Annotated in this window: 19 protein-coding genes; 7 read left to right on the forward strand and 12 right to left on the reverse strand. The window is 49.1% G+C overall.

All coding sequences use genetic code 11. The annotated features are described in order from the left end of the window. The first annotated feature begins 21 nt into the window (after positions 1–21). Together pyrB and trxA are read left to right on the forward strand one after the other, a co-directional pair. Complete coding sequence (gene pyrB / locus ACZ25G_RS00865) at positions 22–1086, forward strand: aspartate carbamoyltransferase (RefSeq protein ID WP_463681218.1); 1065 nt, start codon at positions 22–24, stop codon at positions 1084–1086. Positions 1087–1205: 119 nt separating this feature from the next. Further along, positions 1206–1523, forward strand: a complete 318-nt coding sequence (gene trxA, locus ACZ25G_RS00870) for a thioredoxin (RefSeq protein ID WP_463681208.1) — start codon at positions 1206–1208, stop codon at positions 1521–1523. Positions 1524–1582: 59 nt separating this feature from the next. On the opposite strand, the gene glgB is transcribed toward trxA, so the two are convergent. From glgB to ACZ25G_RS00925, 11 genes are all read right to left on the reverse strand, one after another. Continuing rightward, positions 1583–3415 carry a 1,4-alpha-glucan branching protein GlgB gene (glgB, locus tag ACZ25G_RS00875; RefSeq protein WP_463681209.1) on the reverse strand — a complete coding sequence of 611 codons (1833 nt, stop codon included), beginning with the start codon at positions 3413–3415 and terminating at the stop codon, positions 1583–1585. A gap of 30 nt (positions 3416–3445) precedes the next feature. After that, the gene (locus ACZ25G_RS00880) at positions 3446–5827 is read right to left on the reverse strand and encodes an endonuclease MutS2 (protein WP_191481968.1); all 2382 of its coding nucleotides are present in this window, start codon (positions 5825–5827) and stop codon (positions 3446–3448) included. Positions 5828–5874: 47 nt separating this feature from the next. Beyond that, positions 5875–6621, reverse strand: coding sequence for a DNA repair protein RecO (recO, locus tag ACZ25G_RS00885; protein ID WP_191481967.1), 747 nt, complete (start codon positions 6619–6621; stop codon positions 5875–5877). Beyond that, positions 6566–6766, reverse strand: a complete 201-nt coding sequence (locus ACZ25G_RS00890; protein WP_191481966.1) for a hypothetical protein — start codon at positions 6764–6766, stop codon at positions 6566–6568. Before ACZ25G_RS00890 ends, recO begins: the two co-directional genes overlap by 56 nt. Before the next feature lie 136 nt (positions 6767–6902). Continuing rightward, entirely contained in the window at positions 6903–7373 is a 471-nt protein-coding gene (locus ACZ25G_RS00895) for a hypothetical protein (RefSeq protein ID WP_463681210.1), read from the reverse strand. Then, positions 7324–8229, reverse strand: a complete 906-nt coding sequence (era, locus tag ACZ25G_RS00900) for a GTPase Era (protein WP_463681211.1) — start codon at positions 8227–8229, stop codon at positions 7324–7326. The genes ACZ25G_RS00895 and era overlap by 50 nt, the downstream gene beginning before the upstream one ends. Next, a complete protein-coding gene (locus tag ACZ25G_RS00905) occupies positions 8226–8726 on the reverse strand; it encodes a diacylglycerol kinase family protein (protein ID WP_342681247.1) in 501 nt (166 codons plus the stop codon). The genes era and ACZ25G_RS00905 overlap by 4 nt, the downstream gene beginning before the upstream one ends. After that, positions 8719–9222: an rRNA maturation RNase YbeY gene (ybeY, locus tag ACZ25G_RS00910; RefSeq protein ID WP_191481962.1), complete on the reverse strand. Its 504-nt coding sequence runs from the start codon at positions 9220–9222 to the stop codon at positions 8719–8721. Before ybeY ends, ACZ25G_RS00905 begins: the two co-directional genes overlap by 8 nt. A gap of 16 nt (positions 9223–9238) precedes the next feature. Next, positions 9239–10207 (reverse strand): PhoH family protein, encoded by a 969-nt coding sequence (locus ACZ25G_RS00915; RefSeq protein ID WP_463681212.1) that lies wholly within the window; start codon positions 10205–10207, stop codon positions 9239–9241. 157 nt (positions 10208–10364) lie between these two features. Then, entirely contained in the window at positions 10365–11570 is a 1206-nt protein-coding gene (gene yqfD, locus ACZ25G_RS00920; RefSeq protein ID WP_463681213.1) for a sporulation protein YqfD, read from the reverse strand. Positions 11571–11633: 63 nt separating this feature from the next. Next, positions 11634–12029: a YabP/YqfC family sporulation protein gene (locus tag ACZ25G_RS00925; RefSeq protein WP_463681214.1), complete on the reverse strand. Its 396-nt coding sequence runs from the start codon at positions 12027–12029 to the stop codon at positions 11634–11636. Positions 12030–12111: 82 nt separating this feature from the next. Here ACZ25G_RS00925 and ACZ25G_RS00930 point away from each other — a divergent pair, with 82 nt between their 5' ends. The 5 genes from ACZ25G_RS00930 to ACZ25G_RS00950 all read left to right on the forward strand — a co-directional run bounded on the left by ACZ25G_RS00930 (position 12112) and on the right by ACZ25G_RS00950 (position 18744). Continuing rightward, positions 12112–13263: a hypothetical protein gene (locus tag ACZ25G_RS00930; protein WP_463681215.1), complete on the forward strand. Its 1152-nt coding sequence runs from the start codon at positions 12112–12114 to the stop codon at positions 13261–13263. 29 nt (positions 13264–13292) lie between these two features. Next, positions 13293–13505 carry a hypothetical protein gene (locus ACZ25G_RS00935; protein ID WP_191481958.1) on the forward strand — a complete coding sequence of 71 codons (213 nt, stop codon included), beginning with the start codon at positions 13293–13295 and terminating at the stop codon, positions 13503–13505. A 175-nt stretch (positions 13506–13680) separates the two neighbouring features. Then, positions 13681–15204 carry a xylulokinase gene (gene xylB, locus ACZ25G_RS00940; protein WP_342681204.1) on the forward strand — a complete coding sequence of 508 codons (1524 nt, stop codon included), beginning with the start codon at positions 13681–13683 and terminating at the stop codon, positions 15202–15204. Positions 15205–15358: 154 nt separating this feature from the next. Further along, on the forward strand, positions 15359–18265 hold the full coding sequence (locus tag ACZ25G_RS00945) for an N-acetylmuramoyl-L-alanine amidase (protein WP_463681216.1): 2907 nt from the start codon (positions 15359–15361) through the stop codon (positions 18263–18265). Positions 18266–18402: 137 nt separating this feature from the next. Continuing rightward, complete coding sequence (locus tag ACZ25G_RS00950) at positions 18403–18744, forward strand: GIY-YIG nuclease family protein (protein WP_342681206.1); 342 nt, start codon at positions 18403–18405, stop codon at positions 18742–18744. A 109-nt stretch (positions 18745–18853) separates the two neighbouring features. Here the strand turns inward: ACZ25G_RS00950 and ACZ25G_RS00955 are convergent. Continuing rightward, the coding region (locus tag ACZ25G_RS00955; RefSeq protein WP_463681217.1) for an ATP-binding cassette domain-containing protein at positions 18854–19239 on the reverse strand (386 nt) is incomplete at its 5' end.

Below are 19239 nucleotides of genomic sequence, written 5' to 3' on the forward strand. Positions count from 1 at the left end.
GCTGTACAGGAGGTCACCGTTATGTTGTCCAGACATCTCATCGATCTTGACGATCTATCCATCCACGATCTACACAGTATTCTCAAACTCGCACATGAAATTAAAGAGCGGCCGGGAGATTATTTTGGTGTTTGTCAGAATAAAATCCTTGCCACTCTTTTTTATGAGCCGTCAACTCGAACCCAAATGTCCTTTCAAACGGCTATGCTCCGCCTGGGTGGACAAACCATTGGCTTCGACAATCCTATGAATTCCTCGGTGGCCAAAGGGGAGAATTTAAAGGACACCATTAAAATTGTTAGCGGTTATGCCGATGTCATCGCGGTGAGAAACCCCCAGGAAGGCTTTGCCAAAGCGGCTTCTCTTTATTCCAACTGCCCCATCATTAACGCAGGAGACGGCGGACATCTTCATCCTACCCAAACCCTTACCGACCTGACAACCCTCATGGAGGTCAAAGGCGATCTCAACGGTCTGACCATCGGATTATGCGGAGATTTGAAGTTTGGACGGACAGTTCATTCTCTCATCAAGACCATGTGCCATTTTGACGCTAAATTTATACTGATATCCACAAAGGAACTTACGGTCCCTCAGTATATCAAAGATATTATGGATGCTGCCGGTTGCGCCTATATGGAGGTTACCACTCTGGAAGAAGCAATGCCGATGTTGGATGTATTGTACATGACGCGTGTCCAGCAAGAACGGTTCTCCTCCTTAGAAGAATATGAACGGCTGAAAAATGTCTATGTTCTGGATAAACGCAAAATGGCGCTGGGGAAAAAGGATCTCAGTATTCTGCATCCTCTACCCCGTGTTGACGAAATTGTGCCGGATGTGGATGAAGACAGCCGCGCTATCTATTTCGACCAAGCCATCTATGGCATGTATGCCCGTATGTCCCTGATCATTCACATGTTAGATAATAAGAATTATTATCCTGTCCACTTTGGAAAACATTACCAAGCGAAATGCTGTAATCCTAGGTGTGTCACCCAGAAGGAGACGTATCTTCCTAGCACCTTTACCGACTGTGGGGATATGTTGATCTGTGACTACTGCGACGAGAGAACTTTAATATAATCAATTTGCAGTTTTTCTTGCGTTTTTGTTCACTTTTTGGCTGTAAGCTTGCAAAAAGGTCGAAAGATGATGTATAATATGATTATATGATCATTCATTACTTGAAGGAGGTCTTTGAAATGAGTGTTATGCATTTTCATAAAGATAGTTTTGAAAAGGACGTTTTGCTAAGCTCCCAGCCAGTTCTTGTGGATTTTTGGGCTCCGTGGTGCGCTCCTTGTAGGATGCTTGCCCCCATTGTGGAAGAGGTGGCAGATGAACTGGGCTCTCAGGCGGTAGTGGGGAAGATCAACGTCGATGAGGAGATCGATCTTGCATCCCGCTATTCCGTCATGAGTATTCCCACCCTGATTCTTTTCCAAGGAGGGAAAGAAGTATCCCGGCTGGTAGGTGTTCATTCCAAAGAGGATATTCTGGACATGCTAAAAGCAGAATAAGAAAAATTTGAAAGGCTTCACGCAAAAGCGTGAAGCCTTTTTTCATATTAATACCAACACTATTTCTCTTTTCGTTTGATAATACAGCCGCTTAATGGCTGCATCATCAAGTCCACCCCCCAGTGAATAGGGCCGCGAGATTTTGCCTTCAGCACAGATTTCAGCGAAATACTGCCTCCATATTCTGGAAGGGCAGTGTCCAGCAGGACCTCATATTCACCTGGGCGCCCCACATCCAACATGTAGTTATGCGCCGGCCGGTCGGACAGGTTAAGAACTACAAATATCTTTTCCTCCATGGCGCTTCTTTCATAGGCGAAGAGGGCAGGATATCTCTCCCCTTTGTCAATCCAACGGAAGCCTAGCATATTGTAGTCTTCTCCATAAAGGGCGGGCTGCTCTTTATATACATGCAATAACTTACGATAATACCGCCAAAAAGCCTCATGAGCAGGATAGGTCAGCAGATTCCATCCCAGTTGCTTAGCCTCATCCCATTCCTTAAACTCAGCTAGCTCATTGCCCATAAAGTTTAGCTTTTTCCCCGGATGGGTGTACATATACAGGTAAAGACAACGCAGCTGATCAAACTTCTGGCCATAATCTCCATAAAGCTTGTCGATGATGGTCTTCTTCCCATGCACTACCTCATCGTGAGAAAATGGGAGGATAAAAATATCCTGATAAAAATAATGGAGGGAATGGGTAAATTTCTCTTTGTTAGCCGCCCTCACTTCTGGAGGCAGGGCAAAGAAATCCAGGGTGTCGTGCATCCATCCTAGACTCCATTTGTAATCAAATCCCATTCCTCCATAGGCCACCGGCGCTGTCACCTTTAGGCACTGTGACGAATCCTCCGCAATGAGCATGACATTGGGATGCCGCTGCCCTATTGCGTAATTGCAATTTTTTAGAAACCACACGCCTGGTTCATTGATTCCTTTTCCCGGATCCCCATCATGATAGATTAGATTCGACACCGCATCATAACGTATACCATCAAAGTGGTAGCGGGAGAGCCAAAAATCAATGGCGGATTTTAGAAAACTCAGGACGTGGGGCTTGGTGAAGTCAAAAAGCGCCGTCCCCCAGGGGCTGTATCTTTTTTCCTCATACTCGCTTTCATAGAGATAGCCGCCATCATACATATGTAGTGCATAAAAATCCCGCACAAAGTGGAGAGGTACAAAGTCTAAGATTACCCCGATCCCCGCTTGATGACAGGCATCCACCAGCTTCATCAGCTGCCGTGGTTCCCCATATCGACTGGTGGGGCTAAAATATCCAGCTACCTGATATCCCCAGGAACCGTCAAAGGGGTGCTCGGTCAGCGGCATTAGTTCAACGTGGGTATAGCCTATCTCCTGCACGTAAGGGATGAGCTCTTCTGCCAGCTCATCATAATGGTAAAAACGCTGATCCTCCTGTGCGTCTTTGGTTTTCCAGGAGCCTGGGTGTATTTCATAAATGCTCATGGGACTGTTATAATTCTTGCTGCGGGAATTCATCCATTCCTGATCTCCCCAAGGGTAGCCCTCTACCTGATAGACAATGGAGGCTGTCGCAGGCCGCACCTCACTGTAAAAGGCAAAGGGATCCATTCGATCATAGACTTCCCCCTGGGCCGTGGTAATATGATATTTGTACATATCCCCTTCTTTTGCCCCACCGATAAAGACGCTCCAGATTCCGCTTTCCTCCCGCTGCATCGGCCAGGTTACCCACTGGTTAAAGGAACCGATAATTTCCACCTTAGCGGCTCCTGGTGCATACACGGTAAACCTGACGCCATCCTGGTCATATTCATGGCAGAGATGAGCGCCGAAGACCTCGTATCCGCTGAGAGAATCCCCCTGAAGATAGCGATCGATTTCCCGTATGTTGAGAGCCATGTTACTTCCCCTTTCATGGGCTATGAATGTCTATTTTAGATTGACAATGGTTACGCCGCTTTCCCCTTCCCCATAGGTGCCAAGGCGGAAATCCTTGACACTGGGATGCTTACGCAGATGAGCCTGTACCGCTGCCCGCAGGGCGCCGGTTCCTTTGCCATGGATGATGGTAATGGTGCCAAGCCCTGCCAGCACAGAACTGTCGATATACTGGTCCAGCTCCATGAGGGCCTCCTCCACCATCATGCCACGCAGGTCGATTTCCATTTTGGCCTGCATCTGCATCTTTTTCGCGGAAGTCCGCACATTCCTGGTATTGGAAAAAACCGGTTTTTTAGGCTGGTTTTCAATCAGCCGCAGATTCTTTAAATGCACCTTGGTTTTGATAATACCTGCCTGAACCTGCACATATTCTCCATCGGGAGGGGCAATGACCGTCCCCCGCTTGTCAATATCCACAATCAGGACCTCGTCGCCCTGTTTGAGTTTTCTAGGGAGTCGGTAGCCTTCATTTGTCTTTGCTACCACCGGATTGGAAGCATCCTCCAGCCGCTCTAATTTGGCCCTCAGCTCACTTTTGGCCTTGGCCGCCATAGCCGCATAGTTTTCGTTTTCCTTCTGCTTGCGGATTTCCTCGATCTCTTCCATCAGCTTCTGGGAATCGTATTTGACCTGATCCACCAACCGTTTTGCCTGGGATCTAGCCCGCTCCATCTCCTGTTCCTTCTGCTTTTCCAGCGTTTCTTTTTGCTTTTCCATCTCCCTGCGGCGCATTTCCAGCTCCATCCGCAGCTTTCTAGCCTCATCCCGCTCTTGTTCCAATTCCTGACGGGACTGCTCCAGGTCGGAGACCACATCTTCAAAGCGAATATGCTCCCCGCTCATCAGTTCCTTGGCCCGTGCCACAATGTCCCCAGTCAGGCCCAGCCGTTCCGAAATGGCAAAGGCGTTGGATCGTCCCGGCATGCCAATGAGAAGCCGGTAGGTAGGGCTTAAAGTCGCTACATCAAATTCACAGCAGGCGTTTTCTACTCCAGAGGTATTGAGGGCGTACATTTTTAACTCCGCATAGTGGGTGGTGGCCGCAATCCTGCATCCTAACTCCCGCAGCCGTTCCAAAACAGCGGTGGCCAAGGCGGCACCTTCTACCGGATCGGTGCCGGCGCCCAGTTCGTCCAGCAGCACCAGGGTATGGTGATCCGCCACCTGGAGTATTTTGACGATATTGGTCATATGGGCCGAAAAAGTAGAAAGGCTTTGCTCAATGCTCTGCTCATCCCCAATATCGGCCAATATGTTGGAAAATACGTTGATCTCACTGCCGTCAAAGGCAGGGATCATCATCCCACACATGGCCATGGCACAAAAAAGCCCCAAAGTTTTGAGGGATACTGTCTTTCCTCCTGTGTTAGGGCCGGTAATGACCAGAGTGTCAAAGCTTTTTCCAATAGAGATGTCGGTGGGTACTACATGTTTAGGGTCAATGAGGGGATGGCGTGCTTTGATGAGGTTAACAACACCATCATTTCTCACCACTGGTACACTGGCTTTCATTTTATAAGCAAGGCGGGCTTTGGCAAAGATGATATCCAGCTCGATTACTGCGTCGTAGCTGTCTAAGATTTCATCGGCAAACATGCCTGCCTGAGCGGAAAGGGCCGCAACAATCCGTTCCATCTCGGTCTTTTCTTTGGCCCGAAGGACTTTGATCTCGTTATTTGCTTCTACTACGCTCATGGGCTCAATGAATAAGGTGGCGCCAGAGCCCGATGTATCATGGACCAATCCTTTGACTTCATTTCGATATTCGCTTTTTACTGGAACTACAAACCGACCGTCCCGGATGGTGACGATCTGTTCCTGAAGAAATTTCTGATAGGTGGTGGAATGGATAATTTTATCCAGCACATGGCGGGCATGAAGCCCTGCATTGGTGATCTTCCGCCGGATTTCCTGCAAATCCCGGCTGGCGTTGTCGGCCAGGGTATCCTCGCTGAGGACAGCGGAGGTAATGGCCTCCTCCACCTCCCTGTTGGGAGTAAGGCAGGAAAAGAGCTGGGAAAGCTCGCTGCCCATAGTTTCGCACTGCCGCCGCCACTGGCAGAGGCCCCGGACAGTGCGCAATACCTCTGCAATATGTAGCAGCTCCTTCAGGCTAAGGGACGCGCCCACCTGAGCGCGTCGAAGGGGCCCCGCCACATTCTGAATGCTGAGAATGGTGGGGGAGCCATAACGCGCCGTCAGGCTGTGGGCGTCCGATGTACGGCGGATGAGCATCTGCACCCGCTCAAAATCGGTGGAGGGGGTAATTTCCAACGCCCGTTCCCGTGCGTCGGAAAAGCTTGTCTCCTCCGCCAGCATCAAAAGCACCTTATCCAGTTCCAGTGCTTTATAGTGTCGTGATAAATTCATGGAGAACCTCCGATTCTATGATAGAAAGTCAGTAACTTTCAGAAAATTTATGATTGTAATGATTGATAAAAGTCCAGGGTGGGCAAAGGGGTATCCACCTGTGCTTTGACAAAACGCTCTGATGCCAAAGATAACTGTTCCAGGGATTCTGGCGCCAACGCAAACGCAAACAGCTTGGAAAAATCGCTGTAGATAATATGCCGCATAGCCTGTAAAACCGACCGGCTCAGGGGAAACACCGGCGTTGCCGCTCGTCCTTTACAATTGCCACAAAGGATTTCCCCGCTTTGTGGTACAAAATACATTTCTACCGCCTCATAGGTGCCGCAGCCGGCACAGCCCACCAAATCCGGCATAAATCCGCAGAGGGTCATCAGACGCAGTTCAAAAATCGCCTTGAGCTGTGTCTGGGGAAGCTTGTCCTTTTCAAGAAGGTGCAAACAGTTTAAAAACAGGCGCAGCGCTTCTTCCTCCGGCTCCTCCACCGGGAGGACAATGCCGGAAAGTTGCGCAAAATATGTAGCCAGGGAGAGCTTTGTAATATCCTCCCTGACGCCAAAAAAGACCTGATTGAGGTCAGCGTTGTTGACACTGTACCTCTCCCGGTTTTTAAATAGCACAAAGTGAGAATAACAAAGAAGCTCGGTAGAGGAAAGCAGAGAACTTTTCATCCTCTTCGCCCCTTTGGCATAAGCATAAACCACCCCAAGGTCTTTGGTTAAAATGGTGAGAAGGCTGTCATCTGTATCCATGGTCCTTTGTTTGATGACCAGTCCATCGGTCGTAATCAGCATTGGCTGTTTCCTCGCCTTCTCCCAAAAAATCAGCGGTTTCCTCGCCGTTGTCCACATTGTTGAGAAGCTGGCGGTACTGCATATAGGCCGCAATACTCCCGGTCTGCTCAAACTTCTTCCATGCGTTCATCGCTCTCAAATCCATTGTCAAAACCGCCTTTCCGTTTTGGAATTCTTTATTAGAATTCTGTCCATTCCATCAGCTGATATCAGCGGGAAAGTACACCACTATTGGCAAAACTTTAGTCTTGACAATGGAGAAAAATTATGTACAAGCCTTCTTATTTTTTCACTTTTCTTTTAGCCAAATCTATCAGAACCCCTACAACCACACAGGCCAAGAAGATGCCGCCCCAGATGATCCAGCCATTGGAGGTTCTTCCTCCTCCGGGATCGGTGCCATAACTTTGCAGGGCCATGCCGCAGATAAAGCCCAAAGGATAACCGGCTAAGACGGATATTGAAAATATTTTTTGGCCTCCTGCCGCCGCCAGTAAAAGGAAAACCACTCCCACAAGCAGTAAAAGCTGGGGAAATTCCCTCATTCCATGCAGATCAAAGAAAAGGTAGCGGCAAATGAAGTATTCCAAAAGCAAAATGATGAGAGAGAATCCTCCAAAGATCCAGTTTCTTTTTTTATTGCTTTCCATGGCACACCTCTCCTTTTCTTTATTGCGATCTAAAATAATCTTTCGACGACGATTACTGAAAGCCCAATTCCTTGATGATGCGCTCTTTATTTCTCCAATCATCCTTGACCTTAACCCAGCATTGCAGGTTGATTTTGCAGTCAAGAAAGCTCTCAATTTCCACCCTGGCCTCTGACGCTATCTTTTTGAGCATGGCTCCATTCTTCCCGATGACCATCCCCTTATGGCTCTGCTTTTCACAGAGGATGGTGGCGTGGATATCCATCAGCTTTCCTCCCGGTCTTTCTTTCATGGATTCAATGGAAACCGCTGTGCCGTGGGGGATTTCCTGGGACATATTGTTGAGAATCTTTTCCCTGATGATCTCGGCCACAATGACCCGTTCTGGCTGATCGGTCAAAGCGTCGTCTGGGAAAAAGTGTGGGCCTGGTTGGGCACTCTCGATTAAAATTTCTTTGAGTTTTTCTACCCCTTCACCCGTGCTTGCAGACAAAGGCAGGATATGGGCAAACTCATAGGCCTCCGAAAACGCCTGGATTTTCTCCATCAGCGTCTCTTTCTTTTCCAACAGGTCAATTTTGTTAAGCGCCAAAATAGCTGGCAGATCCATGGAAGAAAAATTTTCCATGAGCTCCCGTTCTGCCTTGGTGATCTCCTTGACGGTGGCGTCAACCACCAAAACCGCCAGATCCACATCGGTCACCGAGCCTTTGACCTGCTCCACCATATATTCGCTGAGCTTCGTCCTTGGCTTATGCAGTCCCGGTGTGTCAATAAAGACCAGTTGGGTTTCCCCCTCCGTCAGCACACCGGTAATCCGGGTGCGGGTAGTCTGAGGCTTTGCCGACACAATGGCCACCTTTTCCCCTACCAAGACGTTGAGAAGGGAGGATTTTCCTACATTGGGCTTGCCCACAATGGCGATAAAGCCCGATTTTGTATTGTTACTATCCATCATCTTTCTTTCGATTCCTTTTCTTTCATTGGTTCTTTTTTCTTTGTGCTCATGGCCCAGATGATTCCAGCGGCCAACGTTGCCACAGGAATTACGGGGGACCAAGGATAAAGAGTGATAAATTGAGCCATCCGCCCAAACGCTTCCATATCCCAGAAAAAGATGACGCCTACCCCAGCCGCGGCCAGCGCGCAGAGAAGTACCGCTCCTGCCGCCACATCCTTAACCCGTTTTGCCACCGGACTATAGCCAGGATATTGGCCATCACAAAATTCCTCCAGAGCCGTGTTGACCATTTCTGCACTGATGACCAATCCACAGGCTAAACACAGCACCCCATATTCCCCTTTGGTAAAATGATAAAAGGGACTGAGGAGAAATACATGGAACGCGGCTACTAAATGGATGCGTAGGTTTCTCTGAGTTTTGACACAGTGACAAAAGCCCCGCAGCGCGTAGAGAAATCCGCGCCCCAGGGCCGAAAAGCCATATTTACTCATCTTCAAACACATAGCTGGCATCCCGCTGGAGCCCCAGCCTTGCCATGACAGTCTCTTCCTTTTCCCGCATATGGACCGCCTGGATGCCGCCGGCCTCATGGTCATAGCCTAAAAGGTGGAGCATAGAGTGGACTGTGAGGAAGCCCACCTCCCGCTGAAGGGAATGGCCGTATCTCTCCGCCTGCTCCACCGCCTTTTCCATAGAGATGACAATGTCCCCCAGCTGCTGAGCTCCAGTTTCCCGGTTGATATCATAGACGCCGTTTTCTCCCAGCGGAAAGCTGAGCACATCGGTGGGCATATCCTTATGCCGGTATTCACGGTTGAGCTGTCGGATCTGCGCGTTGTTGACAAAGCTCACCGAAACCTCTGCAATGCCCTCGAAATTCTCCAGCACCAACACAGCGTTGCAACAACGGCGGATGAGCAGACGCATTCCCGTAGGAATTTTCACTTCCTTCTGTTTATTTGAAATCAGTACCTTTAAGCTTTCCATGTCCATTCCCCCATTTCTATTTGCGGCGTTTTCCGTCCTCATAATATTTTTCATAGGCCTTGATGATTTCCTGCACCAGACGGTGTCTCACCACGTCCTTCTCATTAAAGTTGACAATACTGATATCCTCTACCCGTTTGAGGACTCTCGAAGCTTCCACCAAGCCGGATTTACGCTCATCCGGCAAGTCGATCTGGGTAATGTCCCCGGTAATAACCGCTTTAGAGTTAAAACCTAAGCGGGTCAAAAACATTTTCATCTGCTCTGGCGTGGTATTTTGAGCTTCATCCAGGATAATAAAACTGTCATCCAGTGTCCGGCCTCTCATATAGGCCAAAGGCGCTACCTCGATATTGCCCCGCTCTAGATATTTCTGGTAGTTTTCCGGCCCCAGCATATCGAAGAGCGCATCGTAAAGAGGCCGCAGATACGGATCCACCTTATTTTGCAGGTCACCGGGCAGAAATCCCAGCTTCTCCCCTGCCTCCACTGCCGGCCGGGTTAAAATGATCCGGTTGATATCCCCTTTGCGGAAAGCCCGGACCGCCATAGCCACAGCAAGATAGGTTTTTCCCGTTCCGGCCGGGCCGATACCTAGAACAATGGTGTTGTTCTGAATCGCATCCACATAGCGCTTCTGCCCCAGCGTCTTAGGACGAAGAGGTTTTCCCTTGGCGGTGATGCAGATACAATCTCCCGCCAAAGCCGCCAGTTTATCCTCGGTGCCCTCTGCCACCATAGAGATGACATAGCGGACATTCTGATCGTTCAAAGCCTCTCCCTTTTCCAATATGGCGAGGAGGCCTTCCACCGCGCGACGTGCCTTATCCACCTGTTCTTCCTCACCGGCAATCTTGACTTCTGTTCCCCGGCAGAGGATGGTAACTCCATATTCCTTTTCTACTATTTTTATGTTCTCATCAAAGTTTCCGAAGAGCGCAACGGCATGTTCCATCCGCTCTACATTGACTATCCTTTCGATCATCCATTCACCTGAATCCCCGTCTGATATTGCAGCGTGTTCCGAATTTTTCCAAAGCCACCCGCATCAAACGAAATTTTCACAAACCTGGAGCAATTGCCCAGTATGTACAGTTTATTATAGCAAATACTATTAAATTTTACTAGGGTTTCTGCAAAATTTACTGAGAATTTTCCGCTTCGGCCGGCTGATCTGTCCATATTTTTTCAGTGGCTCCTATATCTTTCTCAACCACAAACCTTGCAGTAAGGACATAGTGATCCCCATCCACAATGCCATTGACTGTTTTTTCCTTGCTTTCACACTCTCCGATGGCTTCGTTTTCCATCTGCTCCAGCCTTCTCAGGGCCTGGGACTTCGCCTCATTCTGAGAAATCGTCACTTCTTCATAGGAGAAAGAACGATATGTTTTGACAACATGATACAATGGCAACGGCATTCCAAAAATGGAAAGCTGTTTTTCCTCCACCGAAACCTTCGCATTTTCTCCGGGAGAACCACCGATGGACAAAGGAATATCTATCCCACCGACTCGTAGATAGCTTTTTGGGCTGCTTTCCTGAGAAAGAACCTCGTGACGCTGCTTCAGGGGAATCCGGATGCTCAAGTTTTCCTCGTACATAGCGATAACCTTTCCCCAGGCGTGTTTCAGTATATTTTTGCCGCTTTTCGATTCGATAATACCGCTGATTAACAGCTCCCCCTCTTTCACGGCATCTCCCTTTTGGACCATGGCTTTGCCGTCGTGGGCCTCCACCCGGGTAATCATTCCCTCATGCTTCGCTACCACATTACATGGATCATCTAGCGGCAACATTTCCGGTGGATTGACCCTCTCCTGGATTTCGATGGTAGCGCGGCTCCCCTGGATATTGATCGCGATCCAGGAGAGGGTATCCAGCTTGATCATGACACGATTTTCAATTTCCCGTGTGTCCAGCTGGCTTCGCAACACTCCCTCTCTCAGCCCATATTCTTCTACCGCATCCAAGACGGTCTGCGGATCCACCGTTTTACAACCGTTGACTTCGATCTGCCAAATAAACTGGGACATGACGGCCAAAAAAACAAAAAATGCCGCCACACCGATGAGGATTCCCACCCGTTTGCGGTATCTTTTAGCGACAAAAGGCATACCGTATGTGCCGATATGCCGTACCCGGACCCCTGTTTTCCGGGTAAACTTTCGAAAGCGCTTGTAATCCCGTAACAGGGCGCAACCGATCACTTTATCTGTGCGATGGCTAAGTCCCCAAATGTTGACCCCACCCCGCATGGCTAGGTTGAGAAAGCGCTCCACAAAGTTGCCGGTTACCTCGAACTCCACATAGCCGCAAAGCCACCGGAACAGTCTGACGATAAACATGATGCTCTCCTTTACTGCAAAAATTTCCTTTCGAAAATCAGGTCAGAGATCCAGCGGCTGTGGTCAGGTTAAAAACTCCATGGACATAATATATCCCTCCACCACGACACTTTGCGCCGCCATACATCGCAGCTGAAGATTTCTGCCGCAAAAGCGCAGCATCATCTTTCCCAGGCTCAAACGGATAACACACTCGTCATATTCCAATATCCCCTGACACCCTTCTACCACCGCCTCCCGATTTCCAGAGAGCTCGATTTGGGGCTGAGTTGTAAACGCGTCTTCCGGTACACCGATGACTTTGGCTACTTTCGAAGCCATCTTGTCTTTGGGCATCTCCTCTACAGGCAGTTGCCTTCGGTTTCTCCTCTTCTCCCTCGCCAAATTTCCCACCTCATTTCCTTGGTTGATCCCAGGTTCCTTCCTAACTCCAGCGCTGCCAAACGTACAGCAACTCATATCTTTTGTCCGTTTACATATATATTGGAAAAAGGGACCTTTCATACCCAATCCGCATCCCAGAAGGGAGGAATCTGCCATCATGAAAAAGTTCGGACATTCCAAACCAATGAAAACCTTTTTGATTCTGTTGGCCGCTGGGGCGCTGTGCACTAGTATCCTCCTCTATCCCCAGTCCAGCGCCCAGGGTGCCCGTGATGGTTTGACTCTTTGCGCCGGCATTGTCATCCCCTCCCTTTTCCCCTTCGTAGTGCTGTCCTGCTTTCTTACAAATTCGGGACTGGGGGAGCTTATCTCCCGTCCCTTTTCTCCCATCACCCGTTATATATTGAAGCTTCCTTCCTCCTGCGGATGCGCCGTCATCATGAGCATGCTGGGTGGCTATCCCGTAGGTGCAAAAATGATTTCCGGGCTTTTGGAGCAGAAAAAAATAGACAAGGCACAAGCCAGCCGGATGCTCTGCTTTTGCGTCAACGCAGGGCCCGCCTTTCTCATCGGGACTGTGGGGCTTTCCATGCTCCACTCCACCGCGCTGGGTGTCATTCTTCTAGTCTCTCAGATATTATCCTCCCTCCTCATCGGCACCTTTCTCGGCCTTTTTCACAAGGTTCCTCCCAAAAATGAGGCAAAACCGACTCCTCCCATGACTATACCGGTAGCCTTTGTGGAATCGGTTTGCGGCGGCGCTTCTTCCATGTTCACCGTCAGCGCCTTTATTGTCTTTTTAAGTGCTGTCACCTCCCTCCTCACCGCCTCCGGTTGGATGGATTTTTTCTGTCAAAAGCTTTCTTCCTTCGCGGACGGCGCAATAGTAACACCTTTGGTCTATGGATTTCTGGAAGTAACCCAGGGATGTCTCCAAAGCGCTCAAAATGATGTACTCACCGCTTTTACCCTTTGCAGCGTCCTAGTTTCCTTTTCCAGTGTCTCCATTATCTGTCAGGTCATTGCCCTTATAAAAGATCACCATCTAAATCTTCTTCCCTTCCTCATCTCCCGTCTGGCCCATGCGGCTATTACCGGTATAATTGCACATCTGATTTTGCGGGCGGTTCCCTTGGCTCTGATCAGCGCCGCATTTGAGTCCTCCCCCCGTCTCGCTATTTCCTATGGGAATATCCCCGCTGCCGTCTGTATCCTTCTTCTCTGTGCGGTTCTTCTTCTCTCTCTTTCCCCAACTTCCGGTGAGGGCAGAAAATCCCGTAGCAAAGCAGCGAAGAATATGATAGAATAAAAAGAAAGAAAACGAGAGGATGTGAACACTTGGCAAAGCTTTTTGGAAACCGCATTGAACCTGCTTGTATCTATTGTGCCTTGGGGCGTCCGGGAAGGGACGATTCCATCATCCTCTGCCCCAAACGCGGTGTTGTTACCCCCTACCACAGCTGCCGAAAATTCAGTTATGATCCTCTTAAAAGAATCCCCAAAAAGCCCCGGCTCCTCACCCAGTATAGTCCTGATGATTTCAAATTATAAAACGGGCAAGTTGTACTAACAACTTGCCCGTTTTTCATCACTTTTCCCGAAAGGCTATTTACTAGCTAAAGTTTCTAAGGATTTTTCTTACAAAGTTCCCATATTGTGTTTGATAGAAATTAGTGATATGATCTATAATAAGAAAACTTTGGAATGATCAAAAGGAGGGTTTGCCATGCAATATTTAATCGGCATTGACATTGGTACCAGCGGTACCAAAACCGTACTGTTTGATACGGACGGTAATACCATTGTTTCCAGCACCGTCGAATATCCTCTCTATCAGCCCCACAACGGTTGGGCGGAACAGGATCCTGAAGATTGGTGGAACGCCACCGTCCAGACACTGAAAGACTGTGTCTCCAAAAGCGGCGTCAATCCTGCAGATATCAAAGGCATTGGCTTGTCCGGCCAGATGCACGGCTTGGTCATGCTGGACGAAAATAACCAGGTCATCCGCAAATCCATCATCTGGTGTGATCAGCGCACCGGCAAAGAGGTGGAGGAAATCACCGCCAAGGTGGGCCGGGAAAAGCTGATTGAAATCACTGCCAACCCCGCCATTACCGGCTTTACCGCTGCCAAAATCCTCTGGGTGCGCAACAACGAGCCGGAAAACTACGCAAAATGCCGTCATATTCTTCTGCCGAAAGATTATATCCGCTTTATGCTGACCGGAGAGTATGCCACAGAAGTTTCCGATGCTTCCGGCATGCAGCTGCTGGATGTCCCCAACCGCTGCTGGTCTGATGAGCTGCTAGATCTGCTGGACATTGATAAGTCCCTGCTTGCCAAGGTCTATGAATCCCCGGAAGTCACCGGCACCATTACTGCCCAGGTCGCCGCTATGACCGGGCTGCAGGAAGGCACCATTGTCGTCGGCGGTGCGGGTGATAACGCGGCGGCAGCTGTCGGTACCGGTATTGTAGAGGACGGAAAAGCCTTTACCACCATCGGCACCAGCGGCGTTGTCTTCGCTCATACTTCTGATATTTCTATCGACCCCAAGGGCCGTGTACATACCTTCTGTTGTGCTGTCCCCGGCTGCTGGCACATTATGGGTGTCACCCAAGGTGCCGGACTCTCCCTCAAATGGTTTAGGGACAACTTCTGCCACGAAGAAATCGCGCAGGCAGAAAAAGAGGGTGTGGATCCCTATTACATTATGGATAATATGGCGGAAAAGATCCCCGTCGGTTCCAATCGGCTGATTTATCTGCCTTATCTCATGGGTGAACGCACCCCTCATCTGGATACAGACTGCCGCGGTGTATTCTTTGGGCTCTCTGCTATCCATCAAAAGGCTGATCTCATTCGCGCTATTCTGGAGGGCGTTTCCTATTCCCTGCGTGACTGCATCGAGATCATCCGGGAGATGGGAACTGAAATCAACGACATGATGGCCTGCGGAGGAGGCGGAACCAGCCCCTTGTGGCGTTCCATGTTAGCCGATCTGTTTAACTGCAACGTTTCTACCGTCAATTCCAAAGAAGGTCCTGCTCTTGGTGTGGCTATTTTGGCCGGCGTAGGCGCAGGCATCTATCCCTCTGTGGAGGAAGGTTGTCGCCGGGTCATTAAGAAAAATAAGACACAGGCTCCCAATCCGGACAACATCGACAAATACGAAGCATTCTATCGGCTGTATGTCAAGTTGTATCCATCTCTCAAGGATAATTTTAAAGAATTGGCCACTCTGTAGCGGCTTCTCAAAAAAGAACGCGCTGTATGGATAACAGCGCGTTCTTTTTTCTGCCCAATTTGTGGCCATCTTCCAAAATATTCATTCAATATTCACCCCATTTTTCTCGAAAAAATAGGCGGACTGTGGTAAGATAACAGAGAGGTGATGCGGTGTGAAGAAAAAATATCTGCTCAGTCTTTTGGTCATCATTTTGGTTGTCGGCCTCGGCGCCGGTGCTTTCTTTTTGGTGCGGGATTATCTGCCCATTTCTCTGCAATTTCAGCGGGATACAGTAGAGCTGGAAACCCCTGCGGAGATCCGCAGTTTCTATGTTCAGGGGTTCGGAGAAAACGCGCTGATTCCCGAAGAAGATATGAGCAAAGGGGAGATGCAAGATCACATCGCTTCCATTGTGGAACACGCTGTCACCTATGGCTATAATACCATCTATGTGGATGCTGTCACAGGAGGAGAGGCCTATTATGACTCTGACCTTCTTCCTTCCACCTCACATATTGACGGCAAACAGGACAATCGCACGAAATACGATCCTCTGCGGCTTTTTATCAAGGAGGCCCACCAAAATGGAATCCGGGTCTACGTAGTGGTAAATCCCTATGATTTGGGTGCCATTACCACGACAGATGGACTCTATGAAAAACATCCGGCCCTTGAAAATCCCCAATGGCTGCTGACCACCACCGACGGCATCCTCAAGTTTGATCCCGCCAATCAAGACTTTCAAAAATTCGTTGGGGATCTGGCTTCGGAAATTGTCACCAATTACAATGTGGACGGTCTTCATCTCGTGGATATTGGCTATCAGAGTGGTATGTCCAGTGAGTCTGCCTTTGCGGGTCAATCCGCCGCTTCCGATCTTGCCTCTTTCCACCAAAGCAGCATTATTGCTTTGCTCTCCGCCGTGCATACTGCCACTGCAAATGCTGATGTTTCTTTTGGCATCACCGTCCCTGGGGTCAACAGCCAGATGGATGAGAGTATCCGGGGTAGCGCTGCCTTCGCTGCGGACGATCAGGCCATTGATGTTGCATCCATCATGGAGCAAGGACTGGTAGACTACATTACCCCTGAGCTTTTTTATAGCATTGACGGTGAATCAGGAGACTACCGATCCCTTGTTCAGTGGTGGGGCGAGACTTCCGATTACTACCGTATTCCTGTCATCACCCTCAACCGTGTAGCCGAAGCGCAAAGCGGAGATCAGTTTGCTTTGGCTGATCAGATTTATCTCAACCGTCTGCAAAATTTTAAAGGCCATATTCTCTCCACATACGCTGATCTCGCCTCTGATAGTCAGGGCGTAAACGTCTACACCGCTTCCATGTATGCCATGCCAGAATCGGAACAGGCAATCTCTGTCGATCTCAGCTATGGGCAGACTTTGGAAATTACCCGGCCCTCAAGTGAAGAATTTACGACCTATTACAGCAAATATTTCATCATGGGCACCTCGGACCCCTCTCTGCCCTTGACCCTTAACGGCGAAGATGTAGAAGCCCGTGGAGAAGGCGGTACTTTTGGCGTACTGGTTGAACTTTCTTTAGGGGAAAACAGTTTTACCTTTGAACAGGGGGAAAATGTGTCCCGTTCTCTTACCATTATCCGTGAGGAGGAAGGCTCTGGAGAAGTCTCCACCATTTCCTCTATTTTAGAAAGCTCAGTTTTCCCCAGCGCTTCTTATGGCGCCTATGCTGGTGAAGAGGTCACCTTTTCCTGTATTGCTCCTGCCGGCGGGGAGGTCACTGCCATTTTTGACGGCATGCATATACCACTGGAGCAAGTCGCCATTGCAGAGGACGGCGTACCGGCCCTCTTCAAAGGAACCGCAACCCTTGCAGAAGACTATCCGGAAAATGTAACTACCAAGGTGGGGACTGTCAGCTATGTGCTCACCTATGAAGGAAAAACCAGCACTACCTCTTCCCTGGGAGAGATCTACGTTGTTGGTGAGGGTGGCAAATTGGTGATGCAGGCGGCTGAATACATCGGTACCGTCTTTAGTGAAAGCAATACCAATAGTGACATTATTGCCACCTTGAAACAAGGCTGTGTAGATTTGGTCACCGATCAAACCGATGATATGTGCCAGCTTTCCAGCGGAGGGTGGATTCAAAAAAGCACCATAGATTTCGTGGAGGGAGAAGCCTCCTTCCAAAATAATGTCAGCGAGGTTACCATGGAGCAGGCCGAAAATGGAGACCAAACCTATACCATCAAGGGTACAGCCCGTCCCGCTTTTCACGCTGATCTCGATGACGACGTCTTCACCATCACCCTTTATAATACTGTCAATATACAGGAAGGGCTTTTTGAATATGGAGATCTATTCTCCGATATCTCCCAACGGGTTAACGACGATGAAAGTGTAACGCTCCAGTTTACCCTACGGGAAGGCCTTTCTCTCTGGGGCTATAATGTGGAATTTGATCTGGATGGCAATTTGGTACTCTCCTTCTTGCTTCCTCCAAAACTTTCCGATAATCCGGCCCGGCCTCTGGAAGGCGTAGTCGTTGCTCTCGATGCCGGGCATGGCGGAGAGGATCCCGGTTCCTTGGGACCTGGCGGCAGCAGTGGCGCAACAGAAAAGGATATTAACCTTGCCATTACCTATGAGACACAAAGACAGCTGGAAGCTCTAGGAGCTACTGTTTCCCTGACCCGTTCTAATGACACCCGCCTTTCTTATGAAGAAAGATGCCTTCCTCCCGAAAATATGAAGGTAGATTTTTATATCTCCTTCCATCAAAACTCAGTGGCAGAAACCACCGACTCTTCCAGCGTCAGCGGTACAGAAATCTATTATCATTACAATACTTCTGCTCAGTTTGCGCAGATTCTTCACGACACCATGACACAATGCTTAGGACGAGAGCCAAGAGGCGCCATCCAGTCCACCTATCGGGTAACACGAATGACATTCTGTCCCAGCGTCCTGGTGGAGAACGGCTTCATGTCCAATCCCTGGGAGTATGAGTCTCTCTGTGATTCCTTCACCATCTTCCGTACGGCAAACGCTGTTGCAATGGGGATTGTTGACACCATTAAAGCGGCAAACTAACTCAACTAATTAGGGAAAGTCCAGAGTTTTCTGGACTTTCTTTTTCTTTGTCCGAGCAGTTGACATCCTCCTTTGCGATGGATATAATAATCACTACATTTGTCTTTTACTGTCATAGTGAAAGGGGGTTCGATATCATGGAGAAAGATCGCAAAGAAATGATCCGCGCTTATAAAGAACGTCGGCGGGAAGGCGGCGTTTTCGCCATCAAAAACACCCAAAACGGCAGGCTGCTTCTTCAATGGACCACCGAACTGACCGGGAGTCGTAATCGCTTTCAGTTTGCCCAAATGACCGGATCCTGCGTTGACCGGAAGATTGCTAAGGATTGGGATGCGCTGGGCAAAGATGTCTTTGTTTTTGAAGTGCTCGATACACTACAACAGAAAGAAGAACAAACTGCGGAGGAATTCAAGGAAGACGTCAAAGCGCTCTATGACCTCTGGCTTGAGAAAATTGACTCGGGCCTTCTTTACTAGAATCAACATAATCTGATCCAATATTATTCCTCACACAATGAAAAAAGGGGCTGGGTATGATAAAAATCATGCTCAGCCCTTTTATGTACATCACCGAAAGAACTTAGTCTTATGAACCAAGGGTCCATGAGGAGCTTTCCTGCTGTAGTTGCACCATATGCCGGTAAAGTCCTCCCTGCTCCATCAGCTGTGCCGGGCTGCCCTGTTGGGCGACCTTACCATTTTCCAGCACGACAATCCGGTCAGCGCCTGCTACTGTCCGCATCCTATGCGCGATAATAAGCACCGTTTTGTCCTTCAGCAACCTTGACAGGGCAGCCTGAACTGCACTCTCGTTTTCCACATCCAAGCTGGCGGTAGCCTCATCCAGTAGGATAACCGGAGCATCTTTTAACAGGGCCCTGGCAATGGAGATACGTTGACGTTCTCCACCGGAGAGGGTGGAGCCATTCTCTCCGATCATGGTTTGGTATCCATCGGGAAGAAGCTGGATAA

Source organism: Zongyangia sp. (assembly GCF_965361945.1).